Below are 18,318 nucleotides of genomic sequence, written 5' to 3'. Positions count from 1 at the left end.
TTCAACCAAAAATCTCTTCCACCATTGCATCCACCAGCCGTTTTGCCGAACACAGCCTCGGCATACCCAGCGCGACAGTCTGCCAGTTTTGCGTCACTGACCAACTCACCGGGTGTATATCCGCCTGACACCAGTCGCCCAGCCAGCCCAGCATGTCTTTGTGATCGATTAAACCCGCCGAAGCGGGTGTGGTCAGCCATTGATGATAGAAATGGCGCGTTGTGGGAGACGCATTGATGCCCTGCGCGAGGTAGTTGGCGGCCATGCTGCGTAAATTATCCTTGAGCATTGCCGACACATCGTTGTTCGCCAGACGGCAGGCATCGCCAAATGCTCCCCAGCGCAGCTCTTCCAGAACAATGAAGCAGCGCCCGGCTAAAGACCAGCCATCATAGTGACCGGCTCGCCAGCGGGTGAAAATTTGTTCACTGTGCTCGCCCGCCTGTACCGTCAGTCCACGCTGGGTCAGCGCCTTTTCTTTATAGGCGGCACGTTGGGTAAAATGAGAGGAGAGCTCCGCATACTGTTCAAGCAGGCCGGGAGATGGCTGAGCGCGCAGGTGAGCCTGCTGGCACAGTGCCGTCAGTTTATCGGCCATCAGCGTCAGCGCAAGATGGCCCGGATCCAACATGCCGGCGAGTTTTTCCGCCAGCCCCAGGCGCAGGGCCGCGTTCTCGTTAAGCATTCCCGCCATCGCCCAGGGCCGTAGCCGGGTATGCGTCATGATCTCCTGAGTCAAACGTTCACGAAACTGCAGCTGCTGCGGCCCCAGATGGGGATGGCGCGCCGCGTCCACGCCCTGCACAAGATCGACCATAAACCTGGGATGAATACACTCCAGCGTCCGCCCGGGACCGTCCAGTAGCTGTGTTGTCATGGTTGCTCTGCTGCGAATAGAGTTTGAATGTCATCGCGTAACAGTCGGGTATCTTCCTGAATCCACGTCGCAGTCGAAATGCTTTGCTTCAACAGCTGGCTGAGCGCTCGGGTTGAATGCTCATTTTGTTGACGCACTGCGAGGCTATCACGCAAGCTTTCCTGTAACCCGGTCAGGCATAACGAAAATTCTGCAAAGAACGTCGCCATTCCGGCCGTAACAGAGACATCGACCTGCGCGGACAAAGCTTTACGTATTTGTTCACAAAACTGATCAATATGTTGCTTAAATTTGTCATGCAGTTGCGCAATGTCGATAACATAGTGCGTGCGCGTGACCACGTACTCATCCCAGCCCCAGCCCGGATTATTGAGCCAACGCGAAACGGTTTCACGCATACTGCTCCCGGCGGAAAGTTGACCTGCCGGGCGGTTATCCTGTGCAATGGCATCGTTAAACAGCGCGCGCGTATTGAAATCAAGCTGGTTTGCCTGAAAAGCCGGGAAGCTGATCCGCGCCCGGAAGCCGGCATGGCTCAGATGCTCTTTTATACGCGTTTCAATGGGGCGGATAGCGTCATTCAGCGAGCGCGCCAGCGTAGATTCCAGCTGATCGAAGCGTAACGCCAGCTCCCGGGCAATTTTTGCCTGCGCATCCAGCATGATGAGTTCACAGGAGGAGCGAATTTTACTCAGGACGATCTGCGCCTGACCTTCATCATCCAGAACCAGCGGTTCCCGCTCTTGCAGTTTGTCACTGCGGCGATTCAGCCGCTCAACGCCTGCCAAATCAAGAATATTTTGAGGGCTGAACACATGGCCCACGGCCTGGTGAAGCGCCGATTTTTCGGCCTCCATAAAGTCCGCGGTCGCGTTCAGCGCCTGGTCAACTTCATGTTTCACCTCATCGCTCACCGCGCTCTGGCGCGTCTGCAGCAGCGCCATATCCTCTTCAAGACGCGCGATGTTCAGTTCCAGCGCCTCAAAGGCCACCGTCAGCCCCTGATAGCGGAAGTCGAGATACTCCCGTGCATTTTGCGCGTAGTTGAGCAGCTTATGCGAGGCCGAGCGCAGCGCGAATAGCGAGGCATTGGCATAGGCGGCGTAAATCAGTTTGCGTATCGGCTGTTCAAACAGCGAATCTTCCCAGAGCAAATCGGCTGCGTGACGGATATGGTTTATATCGTCCAGGTCCGCCGAACGCCAGCGGCGTCCGAGTGCGGCTTCGGCAAAATCCTGCACCCAGGGCTGCTCCTGATGATCCGGCAGGCGTCCACGGGCATTCATCTCGTTGCGGGCGCGGTTTGCCAGATATGCCCACATAGAGGAAACAGGGTAGATCTGGCCAGGCGAAATAGTGCCTTTCATTAAGGTACCGGAGATCATCGCCCTGACCTGCTCTTCATCGTCGCTATTGCGATCCTTCTGGTCGAATTTATTCACCAGCGCATACAGAGGCACTGATTTCCCCGCAACCGAAATAGCCTGACGGACCTCTTCATCAGAAATAGATTTAAGCTGGGTATAATCCATCACCGCCAGCACCGCCGACGCGCGGGCTAGCTGTTCGCTAAGCATTTTTTGCAGATGCGGTTGTCCGGCCTCATTGGGGCCGGGGGTATCGAGCAGCGTCAGCTGCCCGAGGTGCGCATCCAGACCCGCAAGATGCACGAACTCCACTTCAATCACCGGAATATGTTCGATGGCCGCGTATTCAGAGAACGGAAACGCCACGCCCAGCGCCTGGGAGAGCCTCACCAGGTCATTGAGACTTTTCAGGCAATGAAATATTGGCTGCGCCCCGAGATGATGCTTTTCAAAGGCCTCGCCTTTCTCAATACGCTCCAGCAGCGTATTCATGTCCTTATCAATTTCCAGTTGCAGAGCCAGCTTGCCGCGATCGTAATCGCCAAGCTTTTTCTGCAGCAGGTGAATCAAATCATCAATAGGAGAGACATGTGAGAAGTGGAGCACCGGCTCTTTCTGACCTGGCGTATGACGGATCAGCGTAGGCAGCGCCGTCATTGGGCGGTTGCGGTTCGGCAACACTTCGGTACCCACAATGGCATTAATGGTGGTCGATTTCCCCGCTTTCATCGTGCCAACGATAGCCAGAACCATTTCCAGACGTGTTATTTTGCGTAATTCATTATTCAGCGTTGCCTGCTGCGCTTCGACGCCGCGCGCACTAAAATGCAAAGGCAGCACGTTGTTCTTTTCACCTGTAATAGCAGCCGTCGTGCTCTCCAGCTTCGCTGTCGGCATTGATTTCAGGGTATCGAGATTTTGCAGGGCAAGCTGTAACAAACGCTCAGCTTCCTGACTTAATTCAAAAATGGTCTGTGTGTGCATGATAAAAGCCTTTCCTTAACGCAAATTTATTACTTTTATTAAGCCACTTGTATTAATTATGATGTTCAGGCTTATATGATCACGTGTGGAAAACATGTTCACCAAAATATAACTAATTGAAGATAATCAGAAATAAATGGCTATCCCTGCATGGCGTGTAAAGCTCTCCTCAAGGCCTGAAAGCCAAAAGATAAAAAGCCTGGCCCATTTTAAGAAGCTTCAGGATATATCATCATTATTTACCCACCTAAAAAGAGAGGGATAGGCCGCCAACATAAGAAATGCATGGCAGTAAAGTTCGAAGATAAATAACAATGCGTTGCTTCACCTTATCCGAAATGAAGGTGCGTAGCAATTTGCCGCAATAAAATATTCGATATATTTAGCGACTTCTCTTTCCACCGTGTTAATGACGTTAGCATCGCTTAGCTGACTGACAGTAAGTGTCACTCGCAACACATTTTCTGCGTTTTTTAAATTCACAATAGCACCGACAAAAGTGTGGATTTGCGTTATACTTGCCGCCTTTTTCGGCACTCTGCCGTCATTTAGCTGGCACTTTCCAGCGCGTTAACACTTTTGAGGATACCGACATGCAACTCCCACACTGCCCAAAATGCAATTCTGAATACACCTACGAAGATAATGGCATGTTCATCTGCCCGGAATGTGCACACGAATGGAATGATGCCGAGCCAGCGCAGGACGCTGATGCGCTGGTCGTCAAAGATGCCAACGGTAATCTGCTGGCGGATGGCGACAGCGTCACCGTGGTGAAAGATCTTAAGGTGAAAGGCAGCTCTTCCATGCTGAAGATCGGCACCAAAGTGAAGAATATCCGTCTGGTGGAAGGCGATCATAATATCGATTGCAAAATTGACGGCTTCGGTCCGATGAAACTGAAATCTGAGTTCGTGAAAAAGAACTGATTTAACCCGCCCGGTAGCACTTCGCTTACCGGGCTTTCGGGAACTACACTTAACGGGCTTTTCTTACGTGAGGTAAAGATTATGCCGTTAAGTCCCTACATCTCTTTTGCCGGCAACTGTGCAGAGGCTACCGCCTTCTATCAGCAGGCCGTCGGCGCAGAACTCCTCTATAAAATCACCTTCGGCGAAATGCCAAAAAGCGATAACAGCGAAGAAGGCTGTCCGTCCGGCATGCAGTTTCCGGATTCGGCTATCGCTCACTCCAACGTTCGCATTGCGGGCAGCGATATCATGATGAGCGACGGGCTGCCGCCGGGCAGCAGCGCACAGTACGCGGGCTTCACGCTGGTACTCGACACGCAGGATGTGTCAGAAGGCAAGCGCTGGTTCGACAACCTTGCCGATGGCGGGAATATCGACATGGCCTGGCAGGAAACCTTCTGGGCGCACGGCTTCGGTAAGGTCACCGACAAGTACGGCGTGCCGTGGATGATTAACGTCGTTAAGCAGCAGCACTAATTTTTCGGGCGGTGGGCGGTCTGCCTCCGCCTGTCATCAAACTCCCCTCAACTCTTCAAACTCCCGCAACCTGCACTTAACCCAAATGTCATATTGATGCGCCAGCATGAGGCCACATTTATCGTGAGGCCCAGCACATGCACACTGTTATCCGCGTCGAGAAACTGAGCAAGACCTTCAATCACAACAAGGCGCTGCATGCCGTTGATCTGACCGTCCAGCAGGGCGAAATGGTGGCGCTGCTGGGGCCGTCAGGTTCAGGAAAATCCACCCTTCTGCGTCACTTAAGCGGCCTTATTACCTGCGATAAAACGCCGGAAAGCCGCGTCGAGCTGCTGGGTAACACCGTGCAGCATGCAGGCCGTCTGGCGAGCGATATTCGCGAAAGCCGCGCCCGGACGGGCTACATCTTTCAGCAGTTCAACCTGGTGAACCGCCTGACGGTGCTGGAGAACGTGCTGATTGGCGCGCTCGGCAGCACCCCGTTCTGGCGCACCTGCCTGCGCTGGTTCTCCCCATCACAGAAGCAGGAGGCCTTACAGGCGCTGACCCGCGTCGGCATGGCGCACTTCGCCCACCAGCGCGTGTCCACGCTGTCCGGCGGGCAGCAGCAGCGCGTCGCTATCGCCCGCGCCCTGATGCAGAAAGCCAAAATCATTCTCGCCGATGAGCCCATCGCCTCGTTGGATCCGGAGTCGGCCCGCATCGTGATGGAAACCCTGCGCGACATCAACCAGAACGACGGCATCACCGTGGTGGTGACGCTGCATCAGGTGGATTACGCCCTGCGCTACTGCGAGCGCATCGTCGCCCTGCGTCAGGGCCACGTGTTCTTCGATGGCGCCAGCCATCAGTTTGATAACGAACGTTTTGACCATCTCTACCGCAGCGTAAACCGCGTCGAAGAACGCGCGCAGGCTGCTTAACGTCCCGATAACGAGGAATGGAAATGAACTACAAAGCCGTTGCCGCGCTGGCCTTCACCAGCATGTTCAGCATCAGCACCCTGTTAAGCCCGGCGTACGCCGAAGAGCAGGAAAAAGCGTTGAACTTTGGCATCATTTCAACGGAATCACAGCAAAACCTGAAGCCGCAGTGGGAACCGTTCCTGAAAGATATGGAAACCAAACTGGGGATCAAAGTGAACGCCTTCTTCGCCCCGGACTACGCGGGCATCATTCAGGGGATGCGCTTTAACAAAGTGGACATCGCCTGGTACGGCAACCTTTCCGCCATGGAAGCGGTGGACCGCGCCAACGGTCAGGTCTTTGCCCAGACCGTTGCGGCAGATGGTTCTCCAGGATACTGGAGCGTGCTGATCGTGAACAAAGACAGCCCGATCAACAACCTCAACGACATGATCGCCAAACGCAAAGATCTGACCTTTGGTAACGGCGATCCGAACTCCACCTCCGGCTTCCTCGTCCCTGGCTACTACGTCTTCGCGAAAAACAACATCTCCGCCAGCGACTTTAAGCGCACCGTAAACGCCAGCCACGAAACCAACGCGCTGGCCGTGGCGAACAAGCAGGTGGACGTTGCCACCAACAACACCGAAAACCTCGACAAGCTGAAAACCTCCGCGCCGGACAAGCTGAAAGAGCTAAAGGTCATCTGGAAATCCCCGCTGATCCCCGGCGATCCGATCGTCTGGCGCAAAAATCTCTCCGAAAGCACCAAGGACAAGGTCTACGACTTCTTTATGAACTACGGCAAAACGCCGGAAGAGAAAGCGGTTCTGGAACGTCTGGGCTGGGCACCGTTCCGCGCGTCCAGCGATCTGCAGCTGGTCCCGATTCGCCAGCTGGCGCTGTTTAAGCAGATGCAGGCCGTGAAGGACAACAAAGGGCTGAAGGAAGAGGAGAAGACCAGCAAAGTCTCTGAAATCCAGGCCCAGCTGGAAGACCTCGACCGCCTGACCGCCGCGCTGGGTGCGATGACGAGCGTGAATAAAGCGGTGCAGTAACACAAGTCCCCTCTCCCTTGGGGGAGAGGGGGAACAGATTAAGGAGCCAACATGCAAACCATCACCCTCCCGCCGCCGAAGCGCAGCTGGTTCTCGCTCATAAGCTGGGCCATCCTGCTGGCGGTACTCGTTATCTCCTGGAAGGGCGCGGAGATGGATCCGCTGCTGCTCTTCAAAGATTCCGGCAACATGGCGACCTTCGCCGCCGACTTCTTCCCGCCGGATTTCAGCCAGTGGCAGGACTACCTCAGCGAAATGGCCATCACCCTGCAAATCGCCGTCTGGGGCACCGCCCTCGCCGTCGTTCTCTCCATTCCGTTCGGCCTGATGAGCGCCGAAAACATCGTGCCGTGGTGGGTATACCAGCCGATGCGTCGCCTGATGGACGCCTGTCGCGCCATCAACGAAATGGTCTTTGCGATGCTATTTGTGGTCGCCGTTGGCCTGGGTCCGTTCGCGGGCGTGATGGCGCTGTTCATCCACACCACCGGCGTGCTCTCCAAGCTGCTCTCGGAAGCGGTCGAAGCCATCGAGCCCGGCCCGGTGGAAGGTATTCGCGCAACCGGCGCCAACAAAATCGAAGAGATCCTCTACGGCGTCCTGCCGCAGGTGATGCCGCTGCTGATCTCCTACTCGCTGTACCGCTTCGAGTCCAACGTTCGTTCCGCCACCGTGGTCGGTATGGTGGGCGCAGGCGGGATTGGCGTCACCCTGTGGGAAGCGATTCGCGGTTTCCAGTTCCAGCAAACCTGCGCCCTGATGGTGCTTATCATCGTCACCGTCAGCCTGCTGGATTTCCTCTCTCAACGCTTGCGTAAGCACTTCATCTGATTAGCGAGGCTTTGATTGGTATGCACTTATCCAGACATCCGACCAGTTACCCTACCCGCTGGCAAGAGATTGCGGCCAGGCTCGAAGTGGAGCTGCGCACGCATTACCGCTGCGGTGACTACCTGCCCGCCGAGCAGCAGCTTGCCGACCGCTACGAGGTGAACCGCCACACTCTGCGCCGCGCCATTGACCAGCTGGTGGAGCGCGGCTGGGTCCAGCGCCGTCAGGGCGTTGGCGTGCTGGTGCTGATGCGCCCGTTTGACTACCCGCTCAACGCCCAGGCGCGTTTTAGCCAGAATCTGCTGGATCAGGGTAGCCATCCAACCAGCGAAAAGCTGCTCTCGGTTCTGCGCCCGGCCTCCCGCCACGTGGCGGATGCGCTCGGGATTCAGGAGGGTGACAACGTCGTACACCTGCGTACGTTGCGCCGGGTCAACGGCGTGGCGGTCTGCCAGATTGACCACTACTTCGCGGACCTCACCCTCTGGCCCGTGCTGCAACATTTCGCCAGCGGTTCCCTGCATGATTTCCTTCAGGACGCGACGGGTATCGCGCTCAAACGCACCCAGACGCGCATCAGCGCCCGCCGTGCACAGGCGAAAGAGAGCAAGGTGCTGGAGATCCCCAACATGGCCCCGCTGCTCTGCGTGCGCACCCTCAACCACCGTGACGGCGAGATCAACGCGACGGAATACTCCGTCAGCCTGACCCGCGCCGACATGATTGAATTCACCATGGAGCACTGAATGCACTTCGACACCTCCACCCGACAGCGCTGGATGCGCGTGCTGGCCCATAGCCAGCCTGCTGCGCTGGCCGCCCGCATGAACGCACTCGGCCTGACGCCGGACTACGACACGATCCGCGCGCCGGAGATCGGCCTGGTGCAGATCCAGGCACGCATGGGCGGCACCGGCGAGCGCTTCTTCGCCGGCGATGCCACCCTCACCCGCGCGGCTATCCGCCTTAACAGCGGCACGCTGGGTTATAGCTACGTACTTGGGCGAGACAAAACGCACGCCGAGCGCTGCGCGGTGATCGACGCGCTTTTACAGGAACACCCGCATTTCCAGACGTTAATGGAAACCCTTATTGCCCCGCTGGAAGCCGACCGCGCCGCACGCCTTGCCGCGCGTCAGGCCGAAGTGAACACCAGCCGGGTCGACTTCTTTACGCTCGTTCGCGGAGACAACGCATGACGCTTCAACCTGCTTTTACCCTGGCCGTCCAGGATGCCCAACAGAGTTTCCGTCGCCTGCTGAAAGCCATGAGCGAGCCCGGCGTGATCGTCTCGCTGCACCAGCTCTCGCAGGGCTGGCTGCCGCTGAACCTCGCCTCCACCAGCGTGCTGCTGACGCTGGCGGACAACGACACCCCGGTATGGCTGTCAGGCGCATTGCTGAACGATATCGCCAGCCAGAACCTGCGCTTTCACACCAGCGCGCCGCTGGTCGAGCAGCCCCAGCAGGCGGTCTTTGCCGTGGCCGACGAACAGATCAGCCATGAACAGCTTAACGCCCTGAGCGAAGGCAGCGCCGTCGCACCGGAAACCAGCGCCACGCTGATTTTGCAGGTCTCCAGCCTGAGCGGTGGCCGCATGCTTCGCCTGACGGGCGCAGGCATCGCCGACGAGCGGATGGTCGCGCCCCAGCTACCGGAGTGCATCATCCATGAGCTGACCGAGCGCCCGCACCCGTTCCCGCTCGGCATTGACCTGATCCTGACCTGCGGGGAGCGCCTGCTGGCAATCCCGCGGACTACCCACGTGGAGGTGTGCTGATGTACGTAGCCGTCAAAGGAGGCGAAAAGGCGATCGCCGCCGCTCATGCCTTACAGGAGCACAGACGCCGGGGCGATGAACAGCTTCCCGAGCTGAGCGTCGCCCAAATTGAGCAACAGCTTAACCTCGCGGTTGACCGCGTGATGACCGAGGGCGGCGTTGCTGACCGCGAGCTTGCAGCGCTGGCGCTCAAGCAGGCCAGCGGCGATAACGTGGAAGCCATCTTCCTGCTGCGCGCCTGGCGCACCACCGTTCCCCGTCTGGCAGTCAGCGAGCCGGTGAACACGGCGGAAATGCGCCTGGAGCGCCGAATCTCTGCCGTTTATAAAGACATTCCCGGCGGCCAGCTGCTTGGCCCGACTTACGACTACACCCATCGTCTGCTGGACTTCACGCTGCTGGCGAACGGCGAAGCCCCAACGCTCAGCACTTCAGACGTCGAACAGGAACCGTCTCCGCACGTCTTCAGCCTGCTGGCAAACCAGGGGCTGGCGAAAGCGGAAGAAGACACTGGCGCCACGCCGGACGACGTCACCCGCACGCCGCCGGTCTACCCGTGCTCACGCTCGTCCCGCCTGCAACAGCTGATGCGCGGCGACGAAGGGTATCTGCTGGCGCTGGCCTACTCCACACAGCGCGGCTACGGGCGCAACCACCCGTTCGCGGCAGAGATCCGCAGCGGCTATCTCGACGTCGAAATCGTGCCGGAAGAGCTGGGTTTTGCGGTGAACGTCGGCGAACTGCTGATGACCGAGTGCGAAATGGTCAACGGTTTCGTCGCGCCAGAGAATGAAGACCCGCATTTTACCCGCGGCTACGGGCTGGTGTTTGGCCTCGGCGAGCGCAAGGCGATGGCGATGGCGCTGGTTGACCGCGCCCTGCAGGCGCCGGACTACGGCGAGCACATTGCCGGCCCGGCGCAGGACGAAGAGTTCGTACTGGCCCACGCGGACAACGTCGAGGCCGCAGGCTTTGTCTCGCACCTCAAGCTGCCGCACTACGTCGATTTCCAGGCCGAACTGGAACTGCTGAAACGCCTGCAACGGGAGCGCGCCAATGGCTAACTTAAGCGGCTACAACTTTGCCTATCTGGATGAGCAAACTAAACGCATGATCCGCCGCGCCATTTTAAAAGCGGTGGCTATTCCGGGCTATCAGGTGCCGTTTGGTGGCCGTGAAATGCCGATGCCGTACGGCTGGGGCACGGGCGGCATTCAGATCACCGCCAGCGTGATTGGCGAAGCGGACGTGCTGAAGGTTATCGACCAGGGCGCGGACGATACCACCAACGCCGTGTCGATCCGCAACTTCTTTAAGCGCGTGACGGGCGTCAACACCACCGAAAAAACCGAAGACGCGACGCTGATCCAGACCCGCCACCGAATTCCGGAGACTCCGCTGACGGAAGATCAGATTCTGATTTTCCAGGTGCCGATCCCGGAGCCGCTGCGCTTTATCGAGCCGCGCGAAACCGAGACCCGCACCATGCACGCACTGGAAGAGTACGGGATCATGCAGGTCAAACTGTATGAAGACATCGCCCGCTTCGGCCATATCGCCACCACCTACGCCTACCCGGTGAAGGTCAACGGGCGCTACGTCATGGACCCGTCACCGATCCCAAAATTCGATAACCCGAAGATGGACATGATGCCTGCCCTGCAACTCTTTGGTGCCGGACGTGAAAAACGCATCTACGCCGTACCGCCGTATACACGTGTCGAAAGCCTGGATTTCGACGATCACCCGTTTACGGTGCAGGAGTGGGACGAGCCGTGCGCCATCTGCGGATCCAAACACAGCTATCTCGATGAAGTGGTGCTGGACGATACGGGCAAACGGATGTTTGTCTGCTCCGACACCGATTACTGCCGCCAACAGAGCGAGGCGAACGGCCAATGAAACCGCTGCTTTCGGTTAATAACCTGACCCACCTTTATGCGCCGGGAAAAGGCTTCAGCGACGTGTCGTTCGAGCTGTGGCCGGGCGAAGTGCTGGGCATTGTCGGCGAGTCCGGCTCCGGCAAAACCACCCTGCTGAAGTCCATCTCCGCGCGTCTGACGCCGCAACACGGCGAGATCCTGTATCAGGGACGCTCCCTCTACGACATAAGCGAGGCCGAGCGCCGTCGCCTGCTGCGCACCGAGTGGGGCGTGGTGCATCAGCACCCGATGGACGGCCTGCGCCGTCAGGTGTCGGCGGGAGGCAATATCGGCGAACGGCTGATGGCCACCGGCGCGCGCCACTACGGCAACATCCGCGCCACCGCACAGCACTGGCTGGAGGAGGTGGAGATCCCCGCCTCGCGCATTGACGACCTGCCAACCACCTTTTCCGGCGGTATGCAGCAGCGTTTGCAAATTGCCCGCAATCTGGTCACCCATCCAAAGCTGGTATTTATGGATGAACCCACCGGCGGGCTGGACGTCTCCGTGCAGGCCCGCCTGCTCGACCTGCTGCGCGGCCTGGTGGTGGAGCTGAACCTGGCGGTGGTGATTGTCACCCACGATCTGGGCGTTGCGCGCCTGCTGGCGGACCGCCTGCTGGTGATGAAGCAGGGTCAGGTGGTGGAAAGTGGGCTGACCGACCGCGTGCTCGACGATCCACATCTTCCGTACACCCAGCTGCTGGTGTCGTCGGTATTACAGAATTGAGAGGCCAACATGATCCACGTTGAAAATGTCAGTAAGACCTTTGTGCTCCACCAGCAAAATGGCGTGCGCCTGCCGGTGCTGCAAAACGCCTCGCTTGAGGTGAGTCAGGGTGAATGCGTGGTGCTGCACGGCCACTCCGGCAGCGGTAAATCGACCCTGCTGCGCTCCCTGTACGCCAACTATTTACCGGACGAAGGCCACATCCATATTCGCCATAACGAAGAGTGGGTCGATCTGGTTCAGGCCCCGGCGCGCAAGGTGCTGGAAGTGCGCCGCTCAACGATCGGCTGGGTCAGCCAGTTCCTGCGGGTGATCCCGCGGATCTCCGCCCTGGATGTGGTGATGCAGCCCCTGCTGGATCTCGGCGTGCCGCGCGAAACCTGCGCCGCCAGGGCCGCCAGCCTGCTGACGCGCCTCAACGTGCCGGAGCGCCTGTGGCACCTCGCCCCGTCGACCTTTTCCGGCGGCGAGCAGCAGCGCGTGAATATCGCGCGCGGGTTTATCGTCGACTATCCGATATTACTGCTGGATGAACCCACCGCCTCGCTCGACGCTAAAAACAGCGCAGCGGTGATAGCGCTGATCGAACAGGCCAAAGCGCGCGGGGCGGCGATCGTCGGGATCTTCCACGACGACGCCGTCCGCAATCGCGTAGCGGACAGGCTGCACCCGATGGGGACAAACGCATGATTATCAATAATGTCAGGCTGGTGCTGGAAAATGAGGTCGTGAAGGGTTCGGTTGAAATCCAGGACGGCGTCATCCGCGCCTTTGCCGAAACCCAAAGCCGTTCTCCTGAAGCGATGGACGGCGAAGGCGGCTGGCTGCTGCCGGGGCTGATTGAGCTGCATACCGATAATCTGGATAAATTCTTCACCCCGCGCCCGAAGGTGGACTGGCCCGCCCATTCGGCGATGAGCAGCCACGACGCGCTGATGGTCGCCAGCGGCATCACCACGGTGCTGGACGCGGTGGCGATCGGCGACGTGCGCGACGGCGGCGATCGTCTGGAAAATCTGGAAAAGATGATCAACGCCGTAGAGGAGACGCAAAAGCGCGGCCTCAACCGCGCCGAGCACCGCCTGCACCTGCGCTGCGAGCTGCCGCATCACACCACCCTGCCGCTGTTTGAAAAGCTGGTCGGGCGCGAGCCGGTCTCGCTGGTCTCCCTGATGGATCACTCCCCGGGGCAGCGCCAGTTCGCCAACATTGAAAAATATCGCGAATACTATCAGGGCAAATACTCGCTCAACGACGCGGAGATGGCGCGCTACGAAGAAGAGCAGCTGGCGCTTGCGGCACAATGGTCGCAGCCGAACCGTCTCTCCATTGCCGCGATGTGTCGGGACCGCAACATTGCGCTGGCCAGCCATGACGATGCCACTCACGATCACGTACGCGAATCCCACCAGCTTGGCAGCGTGATCGCCGAATTTCCCACCACGTTCGAGGCGGCAGAGGCATCGCGCAAACACGGCATGAACGTGCTGATGGGCGCGCCGAACATCGTGCGCGGCGGATCGCACTCCGGCAACGTGGCGGCAAGCAAACTCGCTTCCCTCGGCCTGCTGGATATCCTCTCGTCTGACTACTACCCCGCCAGCCTGCTGGACGCGGCCTTCCGCGTTGCAGACGACGAGGACAACCGCTTTACGCTGCCGCAGGCGATTCGACTGGTGACGAAAAACCCGGCCAGCGCGCTCAACCTTCACGACCGCGGTGAGATTGCCGAAGGCAAACGGGCAGACCTGGTGCTGGCGCACCGCAAGGGCGAGCACGTTCATATCGACCACGTCTGGCGTCAGGGAAAAAGGGTGTTCTGATGGGAAGACTCATCTGGTTAATGGGCCCGTCCGGCTCGGGAAAAGACAGCCTGCTGTCGGCATTACGGCAGCGGGAACATTCACAGCTGCTGGTGGCGCACCGCTACATTACCCGCGCGGCGAACGCTGGCAGTGAAAACCATATCGCCCTGAGCGAGCAGGAGTTTTTTACCCGCGCCGGGCAAAATCTGCTGGCGCTGAGCTGGCACGCGAACGGCTTTTATTACGGCGTCGGCATCGAGATCGACCTCTGGCTGCACGCAGGCTTCGACGTGCTGGTTAACGGCTCGCGCGCGCATCTGCCGCAGGCAAAAGCCCGGTACGAAGCGGCGCTGCTGCCGGTCTGTTTGCAGGTTTCTCCGGATATTCTGCGCAGCCGCCTGCAAAGCCGGGGGCGCGAAAATGCGCGTGAGATCGACCAGCGGCTGGAACGTGCGGCGCGCTACACTCCGTCGGGCTGTCATGTCCTCAATAACGACGGAAGTTTGCTACAGTCAGTCGAGACCTTTTTATCGCTTATTCGCCAGAAGGAGAGACAGCATGCCTGACTGCCAGCTTCGCCCCGCCACCGCCGACGACGCGCAAATCGTTTACGCTCTGATCTGCGAGCTTAAGCAGTGTGAATTTGACCACCAGGCGTTTCACGCTGGCTATCTTGCCAATCTGCAGGATCACAACATGCGCTACCAGCTTGCCGAGCTGGACGGACAGGTCGTCGGCATGATCGGCCTGCACATGCAGTTTCACCTGCATCATGCCCGCTGGATCGGCGAGATCCAAGAGCTGGTGGTGATGCCGCAGGCGCGCGGATTAAAGGTGGGCAGCCAGCTGCTGGCCTGGGCGGAAGGGGTGGCACGAGAGGCCGGCGCCGAGCTAACGGAGCTCTCCACCAGCGTGAAGCGCACGGACGCCCACCGCTTTTACGTTCGCGAAGGATATACGCAGAGCCATTTTCGCTTCACCAAACCGCTGTAGAGGTGCGTTATGAGTCTGACCATCACGTTAACGGGAACCGGAAGCGCACAGCTGGTCCCGGTCTTTGGCTGCGACTGCGCGGCGTGTCGCAGGGCGCGCCTGCAGGACAACTATCGCCGTCGCCCCTGTAGCGCGGTGGTCAAATTCAACGATGCTGTCACCCTGCTGGATGCGGGCATTCCGCACCTGATGGACGATTGGCCGGCGGGGAGCTTCCAGCAGTTTTTGCTCACGCACTATCATATGGATCACGTCCAGGGGCTGTTCCCCCTGCGCTGGGGCGTGGGCGCAACCATCCCGGTCTTCGGCCCGCCGGATGAAGCGGGCTGTGACGACCTGTTTAAACACCCCGGTATTCTGGATTTCAGCCACACGGTCAAGCCGTTCGTGATGTTTGAGCTGCAGGGGCTGCGGGTCACGCCGCTGCCGCTCAACCATTCAAAACTGACCTTCGGGTATCTGCTGGAATCGGCCCATAGCCGCGTGGCGTGGCTTTCTGATACCGCCGGGCTGCCGGATAAAACGGTGACGTTTCTGCTCAACAATCAGCCACAGGCGATAATCATCGACTGCAGCCATGAACCGCGTCCGGAGACACCGCGCAACCACAGTGATTTAAATACGGTGATTGCCCTGAACGAGGTGATTGGCTGTCCGCAGGTGATCCTGACGCACATTAGCCATCAGTTTGACGCATGGATGATGGATAACCCGCTGCCGGACGGCATTGAAGCGGGATATGACGGGATGGTACTTGTGCTGGATTAGGTTTTCTCCCTCTCCCGTGGGAGAGGGTTGGGGTGAGGGCAACAGGCCGCACTTAGCCGCGATCGTAATCGTCTTCCAACCTGCGCTCGTCCTCTTCTAACCGACGCCTGTCGTCGTCCAGCTGGCGCTGACGCTCGTCTAAGCGGCGGCGTCTGTCTTCGAGCTGCCGACGACGATCGTCGTACTGTCGGCTGTCGATTTGACGGCTGCGGTCGTAACGATCGTCGTCATCGTCATTACGGCTGCTGCTGGGGTTGTAGGCATCGTTGATCGCCTGCTGAATGTTGCCAATGGCGTCATCAATCACATCGGCATGCGCCAGTTGGCTGGTTAAAGTCAGCAGACCAAATAACAGGACGGTAGAGTAACGTTTCATAAGGCCAGACTCGCAGGGGAACTGGCCTTACGGTAATGAATGGCTGGGAACCGGGGTAGCGGAGGAATCTCAAATTACCATCACCTTCCGCAGCACCTGCGCCAGCTGCTGGCGGGTAAACGGCTTACGCAGTAACGGAACGTCCGGCAGCTGCGGGTTATGCGCCGGGCGCAAATCCTGCCCGCTGATCAGCAGCACCGGAAGCTGCGGATAATGGCTGCGCACATGGTTAATCACCTCGGCCCCGCTCAGGCTTCCGGGCAACATCAGATCGCTGATAAACATGCCAATATCCGGCGACGCCGCCAGCATGCTCAGGGCCTGCTCGCCGCTGTCCGCTTCGAGCGTCAGGTAGCCAAGCTGATGCAGCTGTTCGCACAGGGTCTGGCGAACGTCCGCCTCATCTTCCAGCACCAGTACAAGCCGCTCGTTATCCACGGACGTTGTGGCAGCCAGCGCTTCATCCTCCGAAACGGCGGGCAGCGTCGAGCGCGGGAGGTGGAGCCGCACGGTCGTTCCTTGTCCCGGCGCGCTTTCGATCTCTACCCGCCCCCCGGACTGACGCACAAAACCGTACACCATCGACAGGCCCAGCCCGCTTCCGCTCCCGGTCTGCTTGGTGGTGAAGAACGGTTCAAAAACCCGGGATTTCACCTCCTGCGACATCCCGCTGCCGCGATCGATGACCTCCAGCGCTACCATATCCTGCCTGCGTCCGTCGCTGCGGGTCACGCGCTGGTTCCAGGTGCGAATTTTGATCGCCCCGCTCTGGCCTTCCATCGCATCCCGGGCGTTCATCACCAGGTTGATAATGGCGTTTTCCAGCTGGCTGACGTCAATCCACGCGGGCCATGCCGGGGTTTGCGCTTCAATCTCCAGGGAAAGCGTGGCGGGCAGCGAGTGGCGCATCAGTTCCCGAAGGTTTTCCAGCAGGGGCAGCATCTCTACTGCATGCGGCGTCAGGGACTGTTTGCGGGAAAACGCCAGCAGGCGCTGGGTCAGCAGCGCGCCGCGTTCGGCAGCCTTCAGCGCACGGGTAATGCGCGGTGCGTCGTTTGATTCGGGGTCTGTCAGCTCAAGGCTGCCGATGATCACCGCCAGCAGGTTGTTAAAATCATGCGCCAGCCCGCCGGTCAGCTGTCCGACGGCCTTCATCTTCTGGCTGTGCAGCAGCGCCTCTTCCAGCCCCTGACGCTCGATGCGGTCGATCTCCATCTGCGTGGTTTTCTCTTTCAGCAGACGCGTGGTGTGCTCAAGCGAGGCGGTGTTGCGGGCAAAAACGTTAAACGCGCGCGCCAGCTCGCCCAGCTCGTCGCGCCGCTGCAGCGCAGGAACAGAAACATCCTGTTCACCGTGGGCAAGTCGCGACATCGCCCGGGAGATGGCCGTCAGGTTGGAGCCCAGATTGCGGTAGATATACCAGCAGGCGCAGCCGGTGATGATCAGCGCCAGCACGGCGAAGATGCTGATAAACACGCTGATGGATTGCAACTCGTGATGGCTCTGGGCCGTGCGAAGCCGGGAAACCTGCGCCACCTGCTCAACGTACTGATTAATATCGCTATTAAGGATCGCCACCAGCGCCTTAATGTGGAACATATACCAGCTGATGGACAGATCGCTCTCCTCCAGCTGCTTCGACAGCGGGGCAAGCTTGCGCAGCTCGGCGTTAAAATCGGGCAGAACGCCCTCCACGACCGGCTGTATGGCGCTTCGGGGCAGCGTGGCGGTCACGGCGTCCAGCTGCTGAACGGTAGCACGCGGCGAAGGTGTATCAATCGCGGCCGCGATCAGCCGATCCATCTCCATCAGCTGCCGCGCGTCCGGCACGTTGCTGCCGAAGCGACGGTTGATGTTCTGAAGATGGCGTAAATAGCTCTGGCTTTGATAGAGCGAGCTCAGCAGCGCGTTACGCTCAAGATGCCGCTTTTGCCCGCGCTCCAGCATCCCCGTTACGCTTTGCTGTAATTCATTGCTTCTGCGAATAATCCGCGCCACCAGCGCCGGCTCCTGCTGCGCCAGCGGGGCATCCGCCAGCTGTTCCAGCGAGCGGCGCAGCGCCGTTTGCATCTGCTTCAGCCGCTCGGCCTCGCCTTTGTACTCCAGCGCCCCTACCACCTGCGAAAGCCGCACCGCCGCCGTTGCCACGTTGGCCGTGTCGCGCGCGAGGTTCATGCTCCCGGTCATGTCGTCCAGCGTTTGCTGTTGGACCTGCTCCTGAATCTGGCTGGCATGACGAAAGCCGAGCACCGCCACGCCGCTCACCATCAGCGTGACGGCGACCACCAGCAGGTTAAATATCAGCAGGCGACCGCGGGCGCTGGAGAAGAACGGGGGGCGTGAAGGCATGTTGACTCCGTAACTGTGATCCACATTCGCTATTCATAACTATGACAAATATGAACAGCTTCTGACATTTTGCATTTACGCACCTGTGATGAAGTGCAGATATCGACATTCACAGGAGAT

20 protein-coding genes are annotated in these 18,318 nt (G+C 59.1%); 16 read left to right on the top strand and 4 right to left on the bottom strand.

What is annotated here, in order from left to right:
• Position 1: 1 nt before the first annotated feature.
• Both DG357_RS01850 and crfC read right to left on the bottom strand, forming a co-directional pair.
• Entirely contained in the window at positions 2–877 is an 876-nt protein-coding gene (locus tag DG357_RS01850; RefSeq protein WP_028015219.1) for a diguanylate cyclase regulator RdcB family protein, read from the bottom strand.
• Positions 874–3,228, bottom strand: coding sequence for a clamp-binding protein CrfC (crfC, locus tag DG357_RS01845; protein WP_088204506.1), 2,355 nt, complete (start codon positions 3,226–3,228; stop codon positions 874–876). The genes DG357_RS01850 and crfC overlap by 4 nt, the downstream gene beginning before the upstream one ends.
• Positions 3,229–3,821: 593 nt before the next feature.
• On the opposite strand from crfC, the gene DG357_RS01840 reads away from it, so the two are divergent.
• The 16 genes from DG357_RS01840 (at position 3,822) to phnP (ending at position 15,473) form a co-directional block, all read left to right on the top strand.
• Positions 3,822–4,157, top strand: coding sequence for a zinc ribbon domain-containing protein YjdM (locus DG357_RS01840; protein WP_028015217.1), 336 nt, complete (start codon positions 3,822–3,824; stop codon positions 4,155–4,157).
• 81 nt (positions 4,158–4,238) lie between these two features.
• Positions 4,239–4,676, top strand: coding sequence for a VOC family metalloprotein YjdN (yjdN, locus tag DG357_RS01835; RefSeq protein ID WP_028015216.1), 438 nt, complete (start codon positions 4,239–4,241; stop codon positions 4,674–4,676).
• Between the two features lie 137 nt (positions 4,677–4,813).
• Positions 4,814–5,602, top strand: coding sequence for a phosphonate ABC transporter ATP-binding protein (gene phnC, locus DG357_RS01830; RefSeq protein WP_047366880.1), 789 nt, complete (start codon positions 4,814–4,816; stop codon positions 5,600–5,602).
• A gap of 23 nt (positions 5,603–5,625) precedes the next feature.
• Complete coding sequence (gene phnD, locus DG357_RS01825) at positions 5,626–6,642, top strand: phosphonate ABC transporter substrate-binding protein (protein ID WP_028015214.1); 1,017 nt, start codon at positions 5,626–5,628, stop codon at positions 6,640–6,642.
• A 51-nt stretch (positions 6,643–6,693) separates the two neighbouring features.
• Positions 6,694–7,473: a phosphonate ABC transporter, permease protein PhnE gene (gene phnE / locus DG357_RS01820; RefSeq protein WP_028015213.1), complete on the top strand. Its 780-nt coding sequence runs from the start codon at positions 6,694–6,696 to the stop codon at positions 7,471–7,473.
• A 20-nt stretch (positions 7,474–7,493) separates the two neighbouring features.
• Positions 7,494–8,219: a phosphonate metabolism transcriptional regulator PhnF gene (gene phnF, locus DG357_RS01815; RefSeq protein ID WP_041911508.1), complete on the top strand. Its 726-nt coding sequence runs from the start codon at positions 7,494–7,496 to the stop codon at positions 8,217–8,219.
• The gene (phnG, locus tag DG357_RS01810; RefSeq protein ID WP_028015211.1) at positions 8,220–8,672 is read left to right on the top strand and encodes a phosphonate C-P lyase system protein PhnG; all 453 of its coding nucleotides are present in this window, start codon (positions 8,220–8,222) and stop codon (positions 8,670–8,672) included.
• Positions 8,669–9,253 carry a phosphonate C-P lyase system protein PhnH gene (phnH, locus tag DG357_RS01805; RefSeq protein ID WP_028015210.1) on the top strand — a complete coding sequence of 195 codons (585 nt, stop codon included), beginning with the start codon at positions 8,669–8,671 and terminating at the stop codon, positions 9,251–9,253. The genes phnG and phnH overlap by 4 nt, the downstream gene beginning before the upstream one ends.
• Positions 9,253–10,317, top strand: a complete 1,065-nt coding sequence (locus DG357_RS01800; RefSeq protein ID WP_028015209.1) for a carbon-phosphorus lyase complex subunit PhnI — start codon at positions 9,253–9,255, stop codon at positions 10,315–10,317. The genes phnH and DG357_RS01800 overlap by 1 nt, the downstream gene beginning before the upstream one ends.
• The gene (gene phnJ / locus DG357_RS01795; protein WP_041911512.1) at positions 10,310–11,155 is read left to right on the top strand and encodes an alpha-D-ribose 1-methylphosphonate 5-phosphate C-P-lyase PhnJ; all 846 of its coding nucleotides are present in this window, start codon (positions 10,310–10,312) and stop codon (positions 11,153–11,155) included. Before DG357_RS01800 ends, phnJ begins: the two co-directional genes overlap by 8 nt.
• Positions 11,152–11,907, top strand: a complete 756-nt coding sequence (gene phnK, locus DG357_RS01790; protein WP_088204507.1) for a phosphonate C-P lyase system protein PhnK — start codon at positions 11,152–11,154, stop codon at positions 11,905–11,907. Before phnJ ends, phnK begins: the two co-directional genes overlap by 4 nt.
• Before the next feature lie 9 nt (positions 11,908–11,916).
• Complete coding sequence (phnL, locus tag DG357_RS01785) at positions 11,917–12,597, top strand: phosphonate C-P lyase system protein PhnL (RefSeq protein ID WP_047366876.1); 681 nt, start codon at positions 11,917–11,919, stop codon at positions 12,595–12,597.
• The gene (gene phnM, locus DG357_RS01780; protein ID WP_088204508.1) at positions 12,594–13,730 is read left to right on the top strand and encodes an alpha-D-ribose 1-methylphosphonate 5-triphosphate diphosphatase; all 1,137 of its coding nucleotides are present in this window, start codon (positions 12,594–12,596) and stop codon (positions 13,728–13,730) included. The genes phnL and phnM overlap by 4 nt, the downstream gene beginning before the upstream one ends.
• A complete protein-coding gene (phnN, locus tag DG357_RS01775) occupies positions 13,727–14,278 on the top strand; it encodes a ribose 1,5-bisphosphokinase (RefSeq protein WP_028015204.1) in 552 nt (183 codons plus the stop codon). Before phnM ends, phnN begins: the two co-directional genes overlap by 4 nt.
• Positions 14,271–14,705: an aminoalkylphosphonate N-acetyltransferase gene (phnO, locus tag DG357_RS01770; protein WP_088204509.1), complete on the top strand. Its 435-nt coding sequence runs from the start codon at positions 14,271–14,273 to the stop codon at positions 14,703–14,705. The genes phnN and phnO overlap by 8 nt, the downstream gene beginning before the upstream one ends.
• Before the next feature lie 9 nt (positions 14,706–14,714).
• Complete coding sequence (gene phnP, locus DG357_RS01765) at positions 14,715–15,473, top strand: phosphonate metabolism protein PhnP (protein WP_047366872.1); 759 nt, start codon at positions 14,715–14,717, stop codon at positions 15,471–15,473.
• A 52-nt stretch (positions 15,474–15,525) separates the two neighbouring features.
• Here phnP and yjdP read toward each other — a convergent pair whose 3' ends face one another.
• Positions 15,526–15,849 (bottom strand): DDRRRQL repeat protein YjdP, encoded by a 324-nt coding sequence (gene yjdP / locus DG357_RS01760; protein WP_028015201.1) that lies wholly within the window; start codon positions 15,847–15,849, stop codon positions 15,526–15,528.
• A gap of 69 nt (positions 15,850–15,918) precedes the next feature.
• Entirely contained in the window at positions 15,919–18,198 is a 2,280-nt protein-coding gene (locus DG357_RS01755; RefSeq protein WP_088204510.1) for a hybrid sensor histidine kinase/response regulator, read from the bottom strand.
• Positions 18,199–18,318: the final 120 nt, after the last annotated feature.

Origin of the sequence: Enterobacter bugandensis, assembly GCF_900324475.1 — a bacterium.
Lineage (GTDB): Bacteria > Pseudomonadota > Gammaproteobacteria > Enterobacterales > Enterobacteriaceae > Enterobacter > Enterobacter bugandensis.
Note: the sequence above shows the minus strand (reverse complement) of the source record. Positions and strands in the feature narration are given on the sequence as shown.